The sequence below is a fragment of the Lysinibacillus sp. FSL H8-0500 genome (genome assembly GCF_038051955.1).
Lineage (GTDB): Bacteria > Bacillota > Bacilli > Bacillales_A > Planococcaceae > Lysinibacillus > Lysinibacillus macroides.
The window spans coordinates 2578509-2594322 of the sequence record NZ_CP150292.1 but is presented as its reverse complement, the minus strand read 5'-3'; the positions used below and the strand labels follow the sequence as shown (position 1 = coordinate 2594322).

The 15814-nt window shown below is 40.3% G+C and carries 23 protein-coding genes; 18 read left to right on the top strand and 5 right to left on the bottom strand.

Features of this window, described 5'->3' with window-relative positions; translation table 11 throughout:
* Positions 1-375: 375 nt before the first annotated feature.
* The 8 genes from MHB44_RS12460 to MHB44_RS12425 all read left to right on the top strand — a co-directional run bounded on the left by MHB44_RS12460 (position 376) and on the right by MHB44_RS12425 (position 4627).
* Positions 376-567: a hypothetical protein gene (locus tag MHB44_RS12460; protein ID WP_341299416.1), complete on the top strand. Its 192-nt coding sequence runs from the start codon at positions 376-378 to the stop codon at positions 565-567.
* Positions 568-734: 167 nt separating this feature from the next.
* On the top strand, positions 735-1322 hold the full coding sequence (locus MHB44_RS12455) for a class I SAM-dependent methyltransferase (RefSeq protein WP_341299415.1): 588 nt from the start codon (positions 735-737) through the stop codon (positions 1320-1322).
* 23 nt (positions 1323-1345) lie between these two features.
* Entirely contained in the window at positions 1346-1921 is a 576-nt protein-coding gene (locus MHB44_RS12450) for a DNA-3-methyladenine glycosylase I (RefSeq protein ID WP_341299414.1), read from the top strand.
* A 581-nt stretch (positions 1922-2502) separates the two neighbouring features.
* Complete coding sequence (locus MHB44_RS12445) at positions 2503-2703, top strand: hypothetical protein (protein WP_341299413.1); 201 nt, start codon at positions 2503-2505, stop codon at positions 2701-2703.
* Between the two features lie 138 nt (positions 2704-2841).
* Positions 2842-3129: a hypothetical protein gene (locus MHB44_RS12440; RefSeq protein ID WP_341299412.1), complete on the top strand. Its 288-nt coding sequence runs from the start codon at positions 2842-2844 to the stop codon at positions 3127-3129.
* Positions 3130-3149: 20 nt separating this feature from the next.
* Positions 3150-3536, top strand: coding sequence for a hypothetical protein (locus tag MHB44_RS12435; protein WP_341299411.1), 387 nt, complete (start codon positions 3150-3152; stop codon positions 3534-3536).
* 51 nt (positions 3537-3587) lie between these two features.
* Positions 3588-4208 (top strand): SDR family oxidoreductase, encoded by a 621-nt coding sequence (locus MHB44_RS12430; protein WP_341302969.1) that lies wholly within the window; start codon positions 3588-3590, stop codon positions 4206-4208.
* Positions 4209-4471: 263 nt separating this feature from the next.
* Complete coding sequence (locus tag MHB44_RS12425) at positions 4472-4627, top strand: hypothetical protein (RefSeq protein WP_341299410.1); 156 nt, start codon at positions 4472-4474, stop codon at positions 4625-4627.
* Between the two features lie 263 nt (positions 4628-4890).
* Here the strand turns inward: MHB44_RS12425 and MHB44_RS12420 are convergent, their stop codons facing one another.
* A complete protein-coding gene (locus MHB44_RS12420) occupies positions 4891-5091 on the bottom strand; it encodes a hypothetical protein (RefSeq protein ID WP_053994673.1) in 201 nt (66 codons plus the stop codon).
* Between the two features lie 151 nt (positions 5092-5242).
* Here MHB44_RS12420 and MHB44_RS12415 point away from each other — a divergent pair, with 151 nt between their 5' ends.
* From MHB44_RS12415 to MHB44_RS12375, 9 genes are all read left to right on the top strand, one after another.
* Positions 5243-5545, top strand: a complete 303-nt coding sequence (locus MHB44_RS12415; RefSeq protein ID WP_053994674.1) for a hypothetical protein — start codon at positions 5243-5245, stop codon at positions 5543-5545.
* Complete coding sequence (locus tag MHB44_RS12410; RefSeq protein ID WP_341299409.1) at positions 5529-6167, top strand: O-methyltransferase; 639 nt, start codon at positions 5529-5531, stop codon at positions 6165-6167. The genes MHB44_RS12415 and MHB44_RS12410 overlap by 17 nt, the downstream gene beginning before the upstream one ends.
* A gap of 207 nt (positions 6168-6374) precedes the next feature.
* A complete protein-coding gene (locus MHB44_RS12405; RefSeq protein WP_341299408.1) occupies positions 6375-7247 on the top strand; it encodes an AraC family transcriptional regulator in 873 nt (290 codons plus the stop codon).
* A gap of 69 nt (positions 7248-7316) precedes the next feature.
* Entirely contained in the window at positions 7317-7607 is a 291-nt protein-coding gene (locus MHB44_RS12400; protein WP_341299407.1) for a DUF5316 domain-containing protein, read from the top strand.
* A 91-nt stretch (positions 7608-7698) separates the two neighbouring features.
* The gene (locus MHB44_RS12395; RefSeq protein ID WP_341299406.1) at positions 7699-8007 is read left to right on the top strand and encodes a hypothetical protein; all 309 of its coding nucleotides are present in this window, start codon (positions 7699-7701) and stop codon (positions 8005-8007) included.
* 65 nt (positions 8008-8072) lie between these two features.
* Positions 8073-8492 (top strand): hypothetical protein, encoded by a 420-nt coding sequence (locus MHB44_RS12390; RefSeq protein ID WP_341299405.1) that lies wholly within the window; start codon positions 8073-8075, stop codon positions 8490-8492.
* A gap of 101 nt (positions 8493-8593) precedes the next feature.
* Positions 8594-9415 (top strand): DnaD domain protein, encoded by an 822-nt coding sequence (locus tag MHB44_RS12385; RefSeq protein ID WP_341299404.1) that lies wholly within the window; start codon positions 8594-8596, stop codon positions 9413-9415.
* A 78-nt stretch (positions 9416-9493) separates the two neighbouring features.
* On the top strand, positions 9494-10270 hold the full coding sequence (locus MHB44_RS12380) for an N-acetylmuramoyl-L-alanine amidase (RefSeq protein WP_341299403.1): 777 nt from the start codon (positions 9494-9496) through the stop codon (positions 10268-10270).
* 108 nt (positions 10271-10378) lie between these two features.
* Positions 10379-10666, top strand: coding sequence for a hypothetical protein (locus tag MHB44_RS12375; protein ID WP_341299402.1), 288 nt, complete (start codon positions 10379-10381; stop codon positions 10664-10666).
* A gap of 43 nt (positions 10667-10709) precedes the next feature.
* On the opposite strand, the gene MHB44_RS12370 is transcribed toward MHB44_RS12375, so the two are convergent.
* The 4 genes from MHB44_RS12370 to MHB44_RS12355 form a co-directional block, all read right to left on the bottom strand.
* Positions 10710-11297 carry a copper amine oxidase N-terminal domain-containing protein gene (locus MHB44_RS12370; RefSeq protein ID WP_341299401.1) on the bottom strand — a complete coding sequence of 196 codons (588 nt, stop codon included), beginning with the start codon at positions 11295-11297 and terminating at the stop codon, positions 10710-10712.
* Positions 11298-11462: 165 nt separating this feature from the next.
* The gene (locus MHB44_RS12365) at positions 11463-11954 is read right to left on the bottom strand and encodes a DUF2975 domain-containing protein (RefSeq protein ID WP_341299400.1); all 492 of its coding nucleotides are present in this window, start codon (positions 11952-11954) and stop codon (positions 11463-11465) included.
* Positions 11955-12072: 118 nt separating this feature from the next.
* Positions 12073-12780 carry a DNA alkylation repair protein gene (locus MHB44_RS12360; RefSeq protein ID WP_341299399.1) on the bottom strand — a complete coding sequence of 236 codons (708 nt, stop codon included), beginning with the start codon at positions 12778-12780 and terminating at the stop codon, positions 12073-12075.
* Positions 12781-13069: 289 nt separating this feature from the next.
* Positions 13070-14308 (bottom strand): IS110 family transposase, encoded by a 1239-nt coding sequence (locus tag MHB44_RS12355; protein WP_341299398.1) that lies wholly within the window; start codon positions 14306-14308, stop codon positions 13070-13072.
* 618 nt (positions 14309-14926) lie between these two features.
* On the opposite strand from MHB44_RS12355, the gene MHB44_RS12350 reads away from it, so the two are divergent.
* Complete coding sequence (locus tag MHB44_RS12350) at positions 14927-15769, top strand: aldo/keto reductase (protein ID WP_341299397.1); 843 nt, start codon at positions 14927-14929, stop codon at positions 15767-15769.
* Positions 15770-15814: the final 45 nt, after the last annotated feature.

The window sequence follows — 15814 nt, the reverse complement described above, 5'->3', positions numbered from 1 at the left end:
AGCTCATTCCTTATTTTATTCTATGTTTGACTGTAGGTAGAAATGGGTAAAGGGATGTTTGTGCGCAAGTAGACGTAAAAAACTAAAATTCGACAAATGAAGCGAATATTTCTATAATGGTATAGATGTCTTTTTTAAAATTACTGTAATATTCCGAAACATTTGTAACAGCCTATAAAAATGTGAATCAAATAATAAATTTTTTGATTGATGTAAAAAAATTATTAAACCTATACGTATCATCAATTGATTATTTTCCATGTTTTATCTTATAATTAGTAAAAATGATTCATAATTTAGGGTGTTGTTTGTTAAGAAAAAAGTGTGTGTAATGATTTTACAATAATAAAAAGAGAGAGAATGAGGTGACAAGGCTTGTTTGGGCTAACAAAAGAAGAAATTATGTTACTACTGGAGGACAGTGGTTTAGCAGAAAAACAAAAAAGTGCGATTGCTGATATCTTTCATCTAAACAATATGCGAATAGAGCAGCAACTCGCATTGATGATTCATTTAATTATTGAAGAGCGCGAACACAATACTTCTAACAATACATATTTAAATTAGATATACGAGACATAGCCATTAAAAATCACAAGTGTTCAGATCAAAACATTTGTGATTTTTTTATGCATGCTGAAACAAAATTCCCTTGAATACGTACAAACTAATAAGGATTTCTTGTTAAAAAAGTACATATCTCACATCATTGTGTAAAGCGAGGGAATTGGCTTATGTCACTATTACAAACACTCATTGAACAGGTAAAAAAACCAACTGGCAGGATGGGCGTATGGATGCTCCGTATCATGAATAGGGCACATCGTGGTATGTATGCCTGGTTTATTAGACAGGGGGCTATCAATGATGGAGCTTATGTGTTAGATATAGGTTGTGGCGGAGGGAAGATGCTGCAAATTTTAGCAAGCCTTAATCCCAATGGTATGATTTATGGGGTAGATATTTCAGAGCAAGCTGTGAAGGAATCGTTAAAGCTCAATAACAACAATAAACGTATTGTTGTGACACAGGCGGGTGTATCCAGTATTCCGTATCCCGATCAATTTTTTGATACCATTACAGCCTTTCAAACGCATTATTTTTGGCCATCACTCGAACAGGATGTTAAGGAAATAGGGCGGGTGCTGAAGGACGGGGGAAAACTAATTATCATGGCAGAGACATATAAAATGAAGTACCATATGGAGGCTTTTCAAACGCCAGCCGCGATGAAGCAACTATTGGAGCATACTGGCTTTCAAACCGTCTATATAACCGAAAAAACGAGTAAGGGATGGCTATGTATGACAGCCATTAAATAATTTATAAAATGGGAGAGATAGAAATGACAAGATGTGCATGGGTAAAATTAGAGGAGCCGTTATATGTAGACTATCATGATAAGGAATGGGGTGTGCCTGTTTATGAGGATCAGCTGCTATTTGAAATGCTGTGCTTAGAGGGGGCACAGGCTGGCTTAAGCTGGTGGACAATTTTACAAAAGCGTGAGGGCTATCGAGAGGCTTTTGACCAATTTGATGCTACGAAAATCGTGCATTATACAGAGGAGAAGCTAGCAGAATTGCAGCAGGATACGCGTATTGTACGCAATAAATTAAAAATCGCTAGCGTGGTGACAAATGCTAAAGCCTTTTTACGTATACAGGAGCAATATGGCTCATTCTCGGATTATATTTGGGAGTTTGTGGAACATCAGCCCATTATCAATGAATGGACATCCATTGCGGAAGTGCCTGCTACAACAGTGCTTAGTGAACGTATGAGCAAGCAATTAAAGAAGGATGGCTTTAAATTTGTTGGCAGTACAATTTGCTATTCTTTTATGCAGGCAGTGGGTATGGTGAATGACCATACCGTAGATTGCTGCTGCCGTCAGGAAGTCGATGCGAATGACAATTAAAAGCATTCAAGCACCAGCAAACAAGGGGGCATCAGACCAACTCATGAATGATTGGCGAGCTGTTAAATGATCAGGAACAGCAATCACAGGGCTATCAGCTTCTTGCAGCGTTATTTTTAAAGGACTTGCCCTATGTACCCGAGGCTTTCTGGTCCGTTGCATTCATGTGCATGAGCATGTTTTAGATTATCTGATGGAGAATGACCTAAGTCCTCTTGCCTATCCAACATTCGCTGACTTGATTAAGGGCGACTGGCAGCACAGGGCTATCCGTGCCTTCCCGTTTGTACTGAAAAAAATGACAGATGATTATCCAAAGGGGGATTTCACGCTAAATTGAACAAGAGATTGTAAGGCTAGAGCGGGACGGGGAGCTAGACTATTTTGATGAAAATGTTGAGTCGCTTTATCCTGTTCATAAGATCGGAGGCTATCCAACCGTCTGTCAAAGTGAACATGACTTTGGTAAGGATTATCCATTTGTCCTTTAAAAATAATGGCAATTTTTATTTCTTCTACCATCCTGACAAGCAGCTTTGACGTGTGCATGGTGATTTTTATTAACCAAAGGGGGAAACGTCTTGAGAGGGCATGATGGAGAAATAAGAAAGGTAAGGAAGGTGAAAAGGATGGAGCATAAAACCGTTGTAAAAAACGGGATTGGCTTTGGTTCGGTGTTAGCCATTACCATTTCATGGAGCATCCATCATTCAGTTATTTGGGCGATAATCCATGGCTGCTTTAGCTGGCTATATGTTCTTTACTATGTCTTTACACGTTAAGGGAGCCGTTTGAAAAAGCATACCATGGGGTATAGAGCAGGGACGTTCATAATTTCAGCACAATAAGCATAAATAACAAAGTGCTCTTTTTCAAAAGAACAAACTTATTGCGATGAACGTAGAAGAAAGGTTGATAGAATGACACATCAAGTAACTGCTTTAAACCATGTAAACGGCAATGCTACGGGAGTGGATGGTATTTTGCAAAATGTAGCATTTATCTTATCGACATTTGCGCTACCTTGTCCGCTTCGAAACTATGGTATGAAACCCTTCCAACGTCTAAAAAAAATAAATACAAATCGCCTGCTAGAATGTATTCAACGCTTTGAGCCAAGAGCAATTGTTGTGGAAGTTGATTATTTGGGCGATATTAATAGAGGTAAGTTAGAGCCAACTGTTAAAGTGATTGTTAATGAATTGTAGAAAGGAAATGGAGCGTATGGATGAAGAGGGTAATTCAAAGTTGCTTGCTGCTACTATGCTTATTGGTGTTTGTTTTTGTAGGGATGGAGCAACAGCAGCCTACAGCCGCACCAACAAATCCAAATGCGTCTGCTCTCTATGCCGAGGAACTAAGTAAAAGGCTACAGGCAACCAATTTTACACAACAGGTTTTACAGGCATTGCGAGAAGCGGGCTATTCGCCTGATAGTACGATTGGTTATTTAATTGATTCGTCAAACTATCAAATTATCACGATCCAATTGCACGATGGCGAAAAAATAGATAAAAGCACAGAAAGTAAGATTCAATCCATCATCGATAAGCTAACAGCCAAGCATCAAATGCATCCATTCATTGTCAATATCGAGCGACTAGAGGCTGATTAAAGAACAAGGCACATTGTTATAAATTTGTCTTTTTTCTAAGAGGTGAGAACAATTAATATTTTACTATTAGGAGCTACAGGGCGTGTCGGGAGTCAGCTTGTGGCACGGGCATTAAAGGAGCACCACAATGTAACTGCCCTGGTACGTAATCCCCAACAAAGGCTTGTCCAACACAGACAGCTACACATTGTCCAAGGTGATGTTTTAGATAAGCAAGCAATTGAGCAGGCCATGCTTACTATAGACGTAGTGGTCAGCGCGCTAAATACAGATGGTAGCACGACCTTATCAGCCAGTATCCCCATTATACTGGAGGCAATGAAACAGTACAATGTAACAAGAATTATTACGATTGGTACAGCAGGCATATTGCAAAGCCGTGTGACACCAACAATTTTTCGTTATCAATCCAGTGAATCAAAACGCAAATCTATCTTTGCCGCACAGGAGCATCAATATGTTTTTGAGCATTTGCAGCAATCAGCGATGGATTGGACAATTGTGTGCCCTACCTATTTAGCTGATGGCGACTTCACAGGTGTCTACCGTGTTGCACGCAATTTTTTACCAGAGGGTGGCACTAAAATTTCAGTAGCCGATACAGCAGACTTCGCCTATCAGCAACTATTTAGCAAGGAGTTTTTTAACACGCGCGTAGGCATTGCTTATTAAGGAAAAGGGTGAAAAGTCACATTCCTCCCTTTGAAGAGATTATCATTTATTAGCATAACAAGGAAGAACTCTTCGCCATTTTATATAACAGTATATGGCTTTATAGGGTATGTTTATCTTAAAATATGACAAAATTCGGTAAATAATAGTACCCTTGGTGTCTAAAGACATATGTTCAAAAAAGTGAACATTATATGACTTTTTTCCTTTTTATAGAAGGTTTGTTATACTTTACGTCGAATCTATCATGTAGAGGTGATGACATGGACAAAGAGATAACAAATAGCTGGCAATATCCTAAATACCTATCAACCAACCATGAAAATGAGACAACAGAATTATATGTAATAAAGATTACAAAGGAACATGTAGATCGGTTAATTGAGGATATTGATCAAACATTAAAGGCGTCGACTTGACGTCTTTTTTTCTGGAGAAAAGGAGGGAACTCTGTAAAGCCCCTGCTTTATAGTGCAAGCAGAGCGACAAATACCTTCGTAAAAGATAGGGCTGTCAGAGAAGATTTTTCTTTTCTGACAGTCCCTCAAAACAGGAGAGTTTGTGTAAAGCTAGATTCACTTTACATTACTATAAATATGGCAAAATAGTTTATTGCGCTAGCCATTTGTCTATAAGCTAAATAAAAAATTATTATTCCTTCTATTAATTTTATGTACAGCTACTAGTCCTTTTGACATAAAAAGGAGTAATTCAGTGCCAAATAATCTCTGATAATGGTCGGTTGCCCTCCTTTTTCGAGACATAATTTACTAGCAATTTTAATTTCCTTTTGGTTATAGTACGATTGCACACCAATTAAAAATATGCCAGACAGGACCAATAAAGAACCGATTGCCAACATATATTTGATGCCCCGCTTCAATTCGCTTACCCCCTTATTGCTGGAATCATTCCTTCTCCTATCCTATGTTGCACCATAAAAGCAATATGTTTAATTGACAAATTGTATACATATGTATACAATAGGTTTTAAATAAGTGTATACATATGTATACAAAAGGAGGAAGTTAATAATGAGAGGCGAGGGATTTAGAGAAGGGCATCATCGTAGAGGGCGTCATAGAGGCATGGAGGGTTCTCCACAGCGCGGCGCTAAAACATTCCGACGAGGCAAGGCACTTACCTTTTTAGAAATGCTCCATGTAAAACGTGCAACTATTAAACAGCAATTAGAACAACCAGAGTTTCAAGGCATTCAGCAAATTTTAGTGGGTGAATTAAAGGCTATAGATATGGTGATTCAGGAATTTAGCCAAGTATTTGATATTCAAGAAAATGAAATAGAGGAAGATCCCATCCATGAAACAAATGAATAATTATATCGATAAAACATTTTATCAGCAAGATGCACTGTTAGAGGAGGTCCTTGCCTCGATTGCGGACAATGACATGCCAGCAATTTCTGTGTCCCCCTCCTCTGGAAAACTGCTCACGATGCTTGTGTCAATTGCAGGAGCTAAGGATATTTTGGAAATTGGGGCACTGGGCGGTTATAGTGGGATTTGTCTAGCAAGAGGGATAGAGGACGAGGGCACCTTAACCTCCCTAGAATTAGACGAAAAATATGCACAGCTAGCTGCTAAAAATCTTGCCAAGGCAGGCTTCGCGCAGCAGGTTACTTATCTAACAGGTCCTGCACTGCAAAGTCTTGAACAGCTTGTAGTTGATGAACGATGCTTTGATTTCTTTTTTATTGATGCAGATAAAGATCATTATGAGCAGTATTTAGATTATTGTATTGCACTAGCCAAGCCTGGCGCATTAATTGTCACAGATAATGTTCTGGCAGCGGGGAGCGTGGTTGATCCTGAGGCGCCGCCAAAGCGTTATACAGCGACCATGAAAAAATTCAATATCACCGTAGCGAACCACCCACAGCTTGAATCGATTCTCTTACCTATAGGAGATGGCATAACGCTTTCTAGGGTTAAAAAGTAATCCAGCGATTAAGCTGCTTTATCCGCTACTAATCCGCCAATTTGTCCAATATTTAGTCCATCATTGTAGATTATTTTTTGCTTGTGCATTACAAGGATGAGGCATTCTTTAAAACTACACATGATGAGAAGCCGGTAAAATCGTGCACGAATTGTCGGATGCCGTGTTTCATTTCCTGTTATTGTTGTGAAAAGGGAGGTTATAGATGTGGATTCATTGATAAGTATGAATAATGCAATTGCCTATATAGAAGCCAATTTAACGAACGATATCGATCTGAAGGAAGTAGCACAAAGGGCTTATTGTTCTGAATATCATTTTAAACGCATGTTTTCATTTCTTGCGGGTATCTCACTGTCTGACTATATTCGTCGTAGACGTTTAACAGTAGCGGCCTTTGAGCTGTCAAATTCCTCCATGAGAATTCTGGATATTGCGATTCGTTATGGCTATAGCTCAGCAGATTCTTTTGCGCGAGCCTTTCAGCAAATGCATGGTATTACACCCTCAGAGGCAAGACAAAGTGGCCAATACTTAAAAGCTTTTCCACGAATGATCTTCCAATTAACCATTACAGGAGGGAATGAAATGAATTATCGAATTGAACAAAAGGAAGCCTTTCATATTATTGGACTTATGAAAAGAGTGCCTATCGTTTTTCAAGGAGAAAATCCTGCCATTGTAGAAATGGCACAATCTTTAACAATGGAAGATATCGAGTATTTGAAAGAGCTGTCCAATATCGAGCCAAGAGGCATCATCCAAGCATCAACAAACTTTTCAGAGGACCGAATGGTGGAAAAGGGGGAGCTAGATCATTATATTGGTGTAGCTACAACACTAGCAGCTACAAAAAGTTTCACACAGTTACACGTCCCTGCTTCTACTTGGGCTGTATTTGAAGCGGTAGGGCCATTTCCACATACGCTTCAGAAAATCTGGGGGCGCATTTATGCTGAATGGTTTCCATCATCTGCCTATGAACAAATAGCAGGACCTGAAATTGTGCATCATGCGAGTACCGATTTTACCTCGCCTTCCTTTCAAAGTGAAATATGGATACCGATTCAAAAACGCTAATTAATCAGTCTCTTTATTTGAAACTAAAAGAAGTGGTCATCCGTATAGTTAAATAAAGGGGATGTGGTTATGAGGTATGTAGTAATTGGTACCATTGTATCCATGCTAGGAGTTGTGGTTTCGATGCTTCTCTGGGGAGTACAACAGGCTTACTTTCTACCAGGGATAGTAGGTTTTATATGTCTTGCCGTATCGATGCTATTGTCGGGTGCGTTGGTAAGTGGGGATCGAATGCGGGCGAACTTTGCCACCGAAACAACAGCAGGTCGACATGAACGGCATCGCGTGATGACACGTGCATTACTGCTTGCTGTGCCAAATCTTATTATTGCTATAATCGCGTATACACTCTATTCATGAAAATCCTGTAAAAGGGTCACATCTAACTAGGTGTGGCTTTTTTGTTTGCATTTACTAGGAAGAAGCACATTTGCAATAGAGAGGTGGTACGATGCAATTAACAGATGGCACATGGCTATTTGATACAGAGGTGATTGATGAAGCAGCGAAAAAGGTACAGCGTGATGAGCAGGAGCGGGAAATGCTCAATGCATTTGCGCGCTATGCCTATTCGCGTTACAAGCAAATTCGAGATAAGGTCAATCCGCGGAAATGCAAGTATATGTTTATCCATCAAGTACGTCAGCAATTAGCGTTACCTGCTAGATTGCAGCGCGTTTGCAAGCTGCTAAATATGACGGAGGAAGAAGTGCTGTATATTGTGGAGTTTGTGCGCAAATATTTAAAATACGTAAAATAAATGCGATTATTTTTCAACGCCCCACGCTTATAGTATGATAGACGTGGATAAAGGAGTGTGAGTCGTTGAGAATACTAAAGTTTCTAACTGTTTTGGGGATTTTTCTTGGTGTTGCTGGCTATGGTATACTTCATTTCGGCACAAAATTTGCCTCTGAAAAAATCGTGGATACGCTCTCAACAGAATTAGAGAATAGTGGGCAAATGGAAGAAATTAAACAAACGATTGAAAATGATCCAGAGCTAAAGGCATTTATGGAGGAGGCTCAAACAGTCGATAGTAGTACATTGCCGTTTACGACAAAGGAAGAGGCGACGAAGGTATTAATGCAGAAGGTAGGCATTACAGAGCTAAATGATATTCGTGTGAAATTGCAGGATGGCTCGATGACCAAAGAGGAAGCGCTTCAGCAAGTACAAGGAAAATTATCAGCAGAGGAAATTGCTGCGTTAAAAGTGATTGTCTATAAAGAACTTTATGAATAAGGACATACTGCCAAGGTATGTCTTTTTTTTTATGCCTGTAAAATGTCCTTTTTCGTGTATTTTTTTGTATATAACAAATAAAGCGGAAAGAGGGATTGGCGATGGCTATTTATCGAGTGCCGAAAAAGGGGAATTTTGTTGTATTAGATAAAGGATTTTTAAATGATGCACGATTAAGCTGGAAGGCAAAGGGGCTGCTTGCGTATATGCTGTCATTACCCGATGATTGGTCGTTTTGCATAGCAGATTTAGCAACTCGCAGTAAATGTGGGCGTGAGGCAACAACCAATATTGTCAAAGAGCTTATACAGGCAGGCTATTTGCAAAAGGAGCAGGCAAGAACAGCGAAGGGAAAGTTTGACAAGGTGGAGCTTTTCGTTTTTGAAGCGCCATCTCATGCTGCCCTTCCGTTAACGGGAAAACCATCCACGGCATTATCGCCAACGGATAAGCCGCCACTACTAACTAATCAATCACTAAATAACCAGTTACTAAAAAGGAACGATAATGAGCAAGAGTCTCTTACTGTTTATCAATTTTATGAGCAGCATGGTTTTGGCTTTCGTTCAGCCCATATAACGAATCAAATGCATCATTGGCTAACGATTTTTTCAGAGGAGGTAGTGATCTATGCAATGAAGCTCGCTGTAGAAAACAATGTCTTACGCTGGCGCTATGTCGAAAAAATTTTGCAAAACTGGCAGGCGAAACAGCTTAAAAATATGGTGGAAATTCAAGCAGATAGACAGCAATTTCAAGCGTCTAAGAGAGGACAAAGGCGTGAAGTGGTGCCAAAGTGGTTTGATCAGCGTCATCAGCAACAAGAGGAACAGCCATCAACCATTGATTTTGCAGCAGAGCGTCAAAAAATACTGGCTATGCTAGAGAGTGTGAAAGAAAAGAGCAAAAGCACAATTAACTAGAAAACATAGATTTGTGTGCATTTACTAGTAGTAAGTGAATAGCTTTATGTTCACTAAAAATGAAGGGAGGGATGGAGATTGAGCTATATTATTGAAAAGCAGTTGATGTCAGGCTTACCGAATCTGCCACTAACGGCGATTAAATATATTGTCGCTCATGAATCAGGCAATTCAAGCAATACAGGGCCAAATGCATTAGAAAATGAGATTGCGTATATGAAGCGCAATAAAGCGAATGCCTTTGTGTCTCACTGGGTTGGCGGGGGCGGTCGGATTGTCCAAGTAGCGCCTGTTAATCGTATACAATATGGCTGTGGTCCAAAGGGCAATCCATATAGCTATGCACAGGTAGAGCTGGCACGAACGGCTGATCCACAGCAATTTCAAAAGGATTATGCGGCATATATTTGGCTCTTACGCAAGCTTGCGATAGAAGCAGGCGTTCCAACAATGTTAGATGGCACCGGCAATGGCATTAAATCGCATCGCTGGATTGCAGATAATTTAGGTGGCACAACGCATAGAGATCCATTTGCCTATTTACAAAGTATGGGCATTACCGAGGCGCAGTTTCACCGTGATATTCAAAATGGACTTGAGGAGGGATTAACATTGTCACAATACAATGAGCTAAAGCAGGAAATCGCAGCCTTAAAAAGCTTACTCGCGGAAAAAGCTAGCACTCATTCTCAGCAGGACGTAGGTGCATCGTATAAAGAGGCATGGGAATGGGCAATAAAGGAAGGGCTGATTCGAGGAGATGGCAGTAAGAATATGAACCCAGCAGGTGTACTAACGCGCGAGCAGATGGCCACGATACTCAAACGTTATTACGATAAATTTATTGCCGATTAATTCAAGAAGGATAAAGCTTGTTAGAATCACAAGCTTTATCCCTTTTTTAATAAATAAAGGACTTTGAAAATTTTTGTCGAATAGAGTAATAAGAGAGGAGTTGTTTCGATGTTAACCAAAATTAAAAAGGTAAAGTTGGAACAGGCAAGAAAAAAACCATTATATCAAGTTGTTATGGAGTGTCCAGATGGCAAACAGCTTTATGTAAAGTTTGATTATACCTATGCAACCCAAAATTTCTGGCCGTTAAAAGTCAATTATAATCGTAAAAACTACGGAGCTAAGCTAGCGTGGTATACCAATGAAGTCGAAAATATGACAGTTGCCCTCTTTTTAGAAACAATCGCTCAGAAAGTTAATAGGAAATATCAATTTGACCTAAAGCAGCTTCCATAGAAGGAGGCTGCTTTTAAATTTAATGAGTGAATGGCGAGTAAAGCTATTTTGTTTCAATATAAACAATTAATGCCGCTTCATCAAACGTTACATTTGCGCCAAGTGCTTGACTCACAAAGCGTAATGGCACCATTGTTGTACCTTGATAAATTTCAGCAGGATGATTGAGCGTAATAGTGGAAGTTGCGCCATTTGTATCAACATAGGCGACTTTATTGCCAACACCGATAATAATTTTTTTATTGTCCTTGATCGCGGTTACCTTTTTTGTCGCACTCTCATAGGAAACCGTTGCGCCAAGAGACTCAAAAATAGCCTTCATTGGAACCAATGTTGTGCCATTTTTCATATAAGCGCCAGGTGTATAATTTTGCTTGGTATTATTCAGATAGACGCCCACCTTTGTAAGTGCTGGAGCTGGAGCGGCTTTTGGTGGCTGAGGATTGCTGCTTTGATCGTTCGCTTGGTCACCGTGGTGATAATGATAACCTGAACACAGCCCCTTTGCCTTGGACTTCTCGGAACAGTTATGCCCGCCATTGCTGTCTAAACGCCCTGGATGCGCCTCAGCAATAGAGGCTGTTGTTAAACATACGGTAAGCATAGCTATCAATAAAACCAATTTTTTCATAGATATCCTCCAATTTTAGAAATATGTAAGTATTATACTATTTAAAAATAAAATTTGATAGGTTTTTTTGGTTAAAGAGAAGAATGGTAATAGAAAATCACTAAGCACCGCCTGTAACTAAATAGATCTATAGGAAAAGAAGTAGCACGATTAAACAGCTCAGGCTTATATCGTTAATTTATTTTCAGATTGGGCCTCCAGCGTTTGCTGTACAAGCCAGTGTAGCACGGCTGCAAAGGCTGCGATTACACTGGCGCCAAAAATACTGATAAGTGCCAGCATCATAGGGCCCGTCACATCTTCCTTTCCATAAAAGAGAAGAAGTGGTAGAGCAATGCCTACTACAAGCAAAACGATAATTGTCATGGCACAATGCTTGATACTGCTTAAAGCTTTTATGGATGATGCAGAAAATGTATTATGACAACTGATATTTGTTAAAAGAAGGTAGGCTTGATACAGCGCAATAAAAAATGGCGTACAGAGCACATAGGCATAAAGTAAAAAAAGATAGGATACATACATCGTGTCAGGATGTGCCGCTGCATCTTTGTTTGCCATTACAGGTAATAAAAATAAAGCTACCACAAAAACAGCCATACCTATTAAGACTACAACACCCTTTAAAAAAATAATAGCTCCTTGTTGACCTTTCATCAAAACACCTCGCTTATGAATAGTATATTGATTTTAAATTAAAATTTATTGTTTATCAATAAAAAAATATTGAAGAACATAAAAAAGCATCAATCCATTATGGATCAATGCCTCTCATTTAACATCTTACATATTTTCGTTTAAAGCCAACCCTACCTCGCTCCACATCCTTTTGAATGTTTTCATACGCATGCAGCGTTGTATTTTTTTTCTGATCGCGTTTCATTTCTACGGGTCCAACTGCCTTCGCTGTTTCTACGGCTCTGTCATGAAGCGGCACATACGAAATCGCCACCGTATATAGGAAATTATTCATCGCTGATTTTGTGCGTTCAGGTGCAGCGTGAATCGTATTTTTCACCATTTCAAGCATCTTAGCAAGCTTGCTTTCGGAAAATTCATGGTCCTTGCGATTGCCGAGTAGCCAGCAGTAGCAGCTCCAGCCGGCTGACATGCGTAGCTCCTCGTCACTTGCTATCCAGGCATCTGCTACCTCCTGTGCAATGGCCGCTTCCGCCAATGTAACGGCGACCACATAGTCGGACAGCATATAAAAGTAAGCACCATCCATCCAACGGTCAAAATCGGCTGCGGTCATTGCCTTTGGGTCTGCAATTACTCCCGCAAAGTACATTGCATCATAGTTACCTGTTGCATAAAGTTCCTCTGCTAAAGCCTGATCGACCTTTATTTGCTTTGCCAGAGGCTTCATCGCACCTGTTGCTACGCCAAATAATGGCTCCTGCGCCCCATTTGATAGATACATTTTTTTTGTACGCTCCTTGCCCAGCGCCTCTAGCTCCTGCATTACTGTTGCTACGTTCATTGATTCACACATCCTTTTCATTACTAATGATTATTATCCTATAAGAAGGGCCTATTTGTCATGGCTTGTACTTTATTTGAATAGTAAGTTTATGGTAGTCTTAGAGAAAGAGTCTAAGCCCAGTGGTGAAATGTCAACCATTAAAAACAGTAAAATTGGAAATTCTTAAGCTCTATAGCCGCTGAATGCTTGATTTTAGGCGCACTTAAATAAACCACACGCTTTTTAACTAAAAATAGTTAAAAAACGGAAGTTATAAATTAACTAAAGAAAAGTGAGAAAAGATTCGTTATTCTCTCCTTTCTTCTTTGGGGATGTACAACTGTTTCGTGCGTAGTAGCGAATGCACGAGTCGTACAAGTTTTCTAGCGGTTAAGACGAGCGCGCGTTTGTGTTGATGTTTCGTTACTTCTTGGTATTTCTTTTGATAAAAGGCTTTATATTCGGCGTCATGTTTTCGTATGGCGTCTGATGCTTGCACAAGATAATAGCGTAAATACTTATTGCCGGTTCGCATACGGCTGGTATCCTCGGCTTCATACTCGCCTGACTGATACTGTGTCCATACGAAACCTGCGTATTTCGCTAAAGCGTGGTGATCATCAAAACGATGAATATCCCCAATCTCTGCGATTAAACCCGCTGCGTACACGGGACCGATGCCTTTTACCGAAGTTAATGTTTGTGGAATACCTTTCATCATGCGTTCGATTTCCTTATCTAACCGCTTTACTTGGGTTTCCATGTGTTGAATAGTGCTTAAAATCACGGATAAAGAAAGATTAACCGGATCGGCCATTATTTTATCTAAACGGTACGAATTACGAGCGAGCTGCTTGAGATATTTCGCCATCTCCTCAGGCTCCGCAAAACGGTTTTTACCTTTTTCTTGTAGGAACTCGACCAGCTCCTCCAAAGGCATTTCAGCGATGATACTAGGGTCCAGTTCTTCAATGACGGCGATGCTTGTCGCACCGAATGTATCAGAGAACGGATTATCTTGGCGTAAGCCGCTAAATTTTAAGTACAGTTGATTTAACATGTATGTTTTATTACGCGCAATTTCATGAACTAAATGGAAGCGCGTACGTGTTAAACGACGCAGGGCATCGTAAATTAAGGTTTCTTGCATTTCATGTGGCAATCGTCCAAAGCGTAGATGATCCGCAATAACCCAGGCGTCTACTTTGTCGTTCTTCGGTAATGTATCGTAGCCCTTTTTAAAGCGAGCTACTTTACGCGCGTTGAGCATATAAATCGCTGTTTGAAGATGGGGTAAGACTTTTTTACATTGTGCTTTTAAGTAATGGGCAAGGTGCCAACTATATTGATCCGTGGCCTCCATCCCGATTTTTAATTGATCTGTTTGATTTTTTTCCGCTGTTCGTATAATTTTTTGAATCAAAGTGTCCGCACCTTCTACATCATTTCGAACAGAAAAATCAGCGAGTGTGTGACCCTCTCCATGCATGAAATGAACATGATGGGAGCGCAAACTCACGTCAATACCGACTAGCATATGTGACATGCCAATCACCTCCTAAGGGGGAATTAATCAAGATACACGCAGACCTGGGTGCCCAGTCGAATCATCGATGTCTGCCTCGTTATCAGCAATCGCAAGTAGAAGACCATTTATGAGCGCTACACTCTCTTCTGAATCTTACGTCGCAGCCAGTGGTTAGACCTTCCATAATGAACGATGGGTAGCAGGCTTATGAAGCAGTACACAAGTGTGTCTGCAAGGAGTGAAAGCTATTTCCTGTGAATACCTTGTCTGTTCCATTGTCGCATGGACACAGGGCTGCGTGAACTATTTTGGATGACTAAAAAAGGACGAAGTACTGAAATGGAGCCTCCTCCATCCTTCGCCCTTGTGCTATAAAATTGGGTTAAAAAAGGGATGACAAATAAACAGGTAAGCACCTGTAGGCAATACTTAAAATAGTATTTAACAATAAAATGATGATTTCCTTTTGGCTCCCTCGGTCAAACAGGGGTCAAACAGGTAAAACATAAAACAAGAGTGAGGGAGCCAATCGGCGACCACTTCCTATAGGAAATCCAACAGATCCCCCAGTTGTCCGGATCAACTGGAAATTCTATCGGAAAGAGCTCTTACTACTAATATACGAGGAGTGATGGTATGGGCAAGACAATTCCACTAATTACATTAAATGATGGATTGCAAATTCCAAGTATAGGACTAGGAACATATGCATTAAATGGCGCGCAAGGTGTGTCGGCTATCCAAAGTGCATTAGACAATGGCTATCGTTTACTTGATACTGCCTTTAACTATGAAAATGAAGGCGCAGTTGGCGAGGCGATTCGTAGAAGTTCTGTTGCCAGGGAGGAAATTATTGTAACGTCTAAGCTGCCTGGTAGACATCACCGCTATGATCGGGCGTTAAAAACCATTCAGGAATCGTTATATCGCCTACATGTCGATTATTTAGATATTTATTTAATCCATTGGCCAAATCCAAAGCGAGACTTATACGTGGAGGCTTGGCAGGCATTGATTGATGCTAAAAAATGGGGCTTAGTACGTTCGATTGGCGTATGTAATTTCAACGCGGAGCATATTGATCGTTTACTACAAGAAACGGGTGTTGCCCCAAGTATCAATCAAATTGAATTACACCCACGTTTTTCACAGGTTGAGCAGCTTGCCTATAATCAATCACAGGGCATTGTGACAGAGGCATGGAGTCCGCTCGAACGCTCAGGCAGTGTTTTACAGGACGAAAAGCTTATCCAGATTGCCAAGGAACATGGCAAAACACCCGGTCAAATTATTTTACGCTGGCATATTCAACTAGGCGCTGTTCCACTACCAAAATCAGCCTCGCCAAAGCGTCAGCTTGAAAATCTACAAGTCTTTGATTTTGCATTAAATGAGCAAGAAATGCAGCTTATCTCCTCACTGACAAGCGCAACAGGTCGCATTAACAACCAAGACCCTGCGGAATATGAGGAATTTTAAAACACAGCCTTCTCAAGCAGCTGCGTGAGAAGGCTGTTTAAATGG

Bases quoted from the DNA above. Each gene is read 5' to 3' on its own strand.
- MHB44_RS12395 (WP_341299406.1), top strand. From the start codon at position 7,699: ATGCAATTAACAGATGGCACATGGCTATTTGATACAGAGGTGATTGAT.
- MHB44_RS12400 (WP_341299407.1), top strand. From the start codon at position 7,317: ATGAGGTATGTAGTAATTGGTACCATTGTATCCATGCTAGGAGTTGTG.
- MHB44_RS12360 (WP_341299399.1), bottom strand. From the start codon at position 12,780: ATGAACGTAGCAACAGTAATGCAGGAGCTAGAGGCGCTGGGCAAGGAG.
- MHB44_RS12355 (WP_341299398.1), bottom strand. From the start codon at position 14,308: ATGTCACATATGCTAGTCGGTATTGACGTGAGTTTGCGCTCCCATCAT.
- MHB44_RS12455 (WP_341299415.1), top strand. From the start codon at position 735: ATGTCACTATTACAAACACTCATTGAACAGGTAAAAAAACCAACTGGC.
- MHB44_RS12440 (WP_341299412.1), top strand. From the start codon at position 2,842: ATGACACATCAAGTAACTGCTTTAAACCATGTAAACGGCAATGCTACG.
- MHB44_RS12365 (WP_341299400.1), bottom strand. From the start codon at position 11,954: ATGAAAGGTCAACAAGGAGCTATTATTTTTTTAAAGGGTGTTGTAGTC.
- MHB44_RS12385 (WP_341299404.1), top strand. From the start codon at position 8,594: ATGGCTATTTATCGAGTGCCGAAAAAGGGGAATTTTGTTGTATTAGAT.
- MHB44_RS12450 (WP_341299414.1), top strand. From the start codon at position 1,346: ATGACAAGATGTGCATGGGTAAAATTAGAGGAGCCGTTATATGTAGAC.
- MHB44_RS12350 (WP_341299397.1), top strand. From the start codon at position 14,927: ATGGGCAAGACAATTCCACTAATTACATTAAATGATGGATTGCAAATT.
- MHB44_RS12415 (WP_053994674.1), top strand. From the start codon at position 5,243: ATGAGAGGCGAGGGATTTAGAGAAGGGCATCATCGTAGAGGGCGTCAT.
- MHB44_RS12425 (WP_341299410.1), top strand. From the start codon at position 4,472: ATGGACAAAGAGATAACAAATAGCTGGCAATATCCTAAATACCTATCA.
- MHB44_RS12375 (WP_341299402.1), top strand. From the start codon at position 10,379: ATGTTAACCAAAATTAAAAAGGTAAAGTTGGAACAGGCAAGAAAAAAA.
- MHB44_RS12370 (WP_341299401.1), bottom strand. From the start codon at position 11,297: ATGAAAAAATTGGTTTTATTGATAGCTATGCTTACCGTATGTTTAACA.
- MHB44_RS12410 (WP_341299409.1), top strand. From the start codon at position 5,529: ATGAAACAAATGAATAATTATATCGATAAAACATTTTATCAGCAAGAT.
- MHB44_RS12435 (WP_341299411.1), top strand. From the start codon at position 3,150: ATGAAGAGGGTAATTCAAAGTTGCTTGCTGCTACTATGCTTATTGGTG.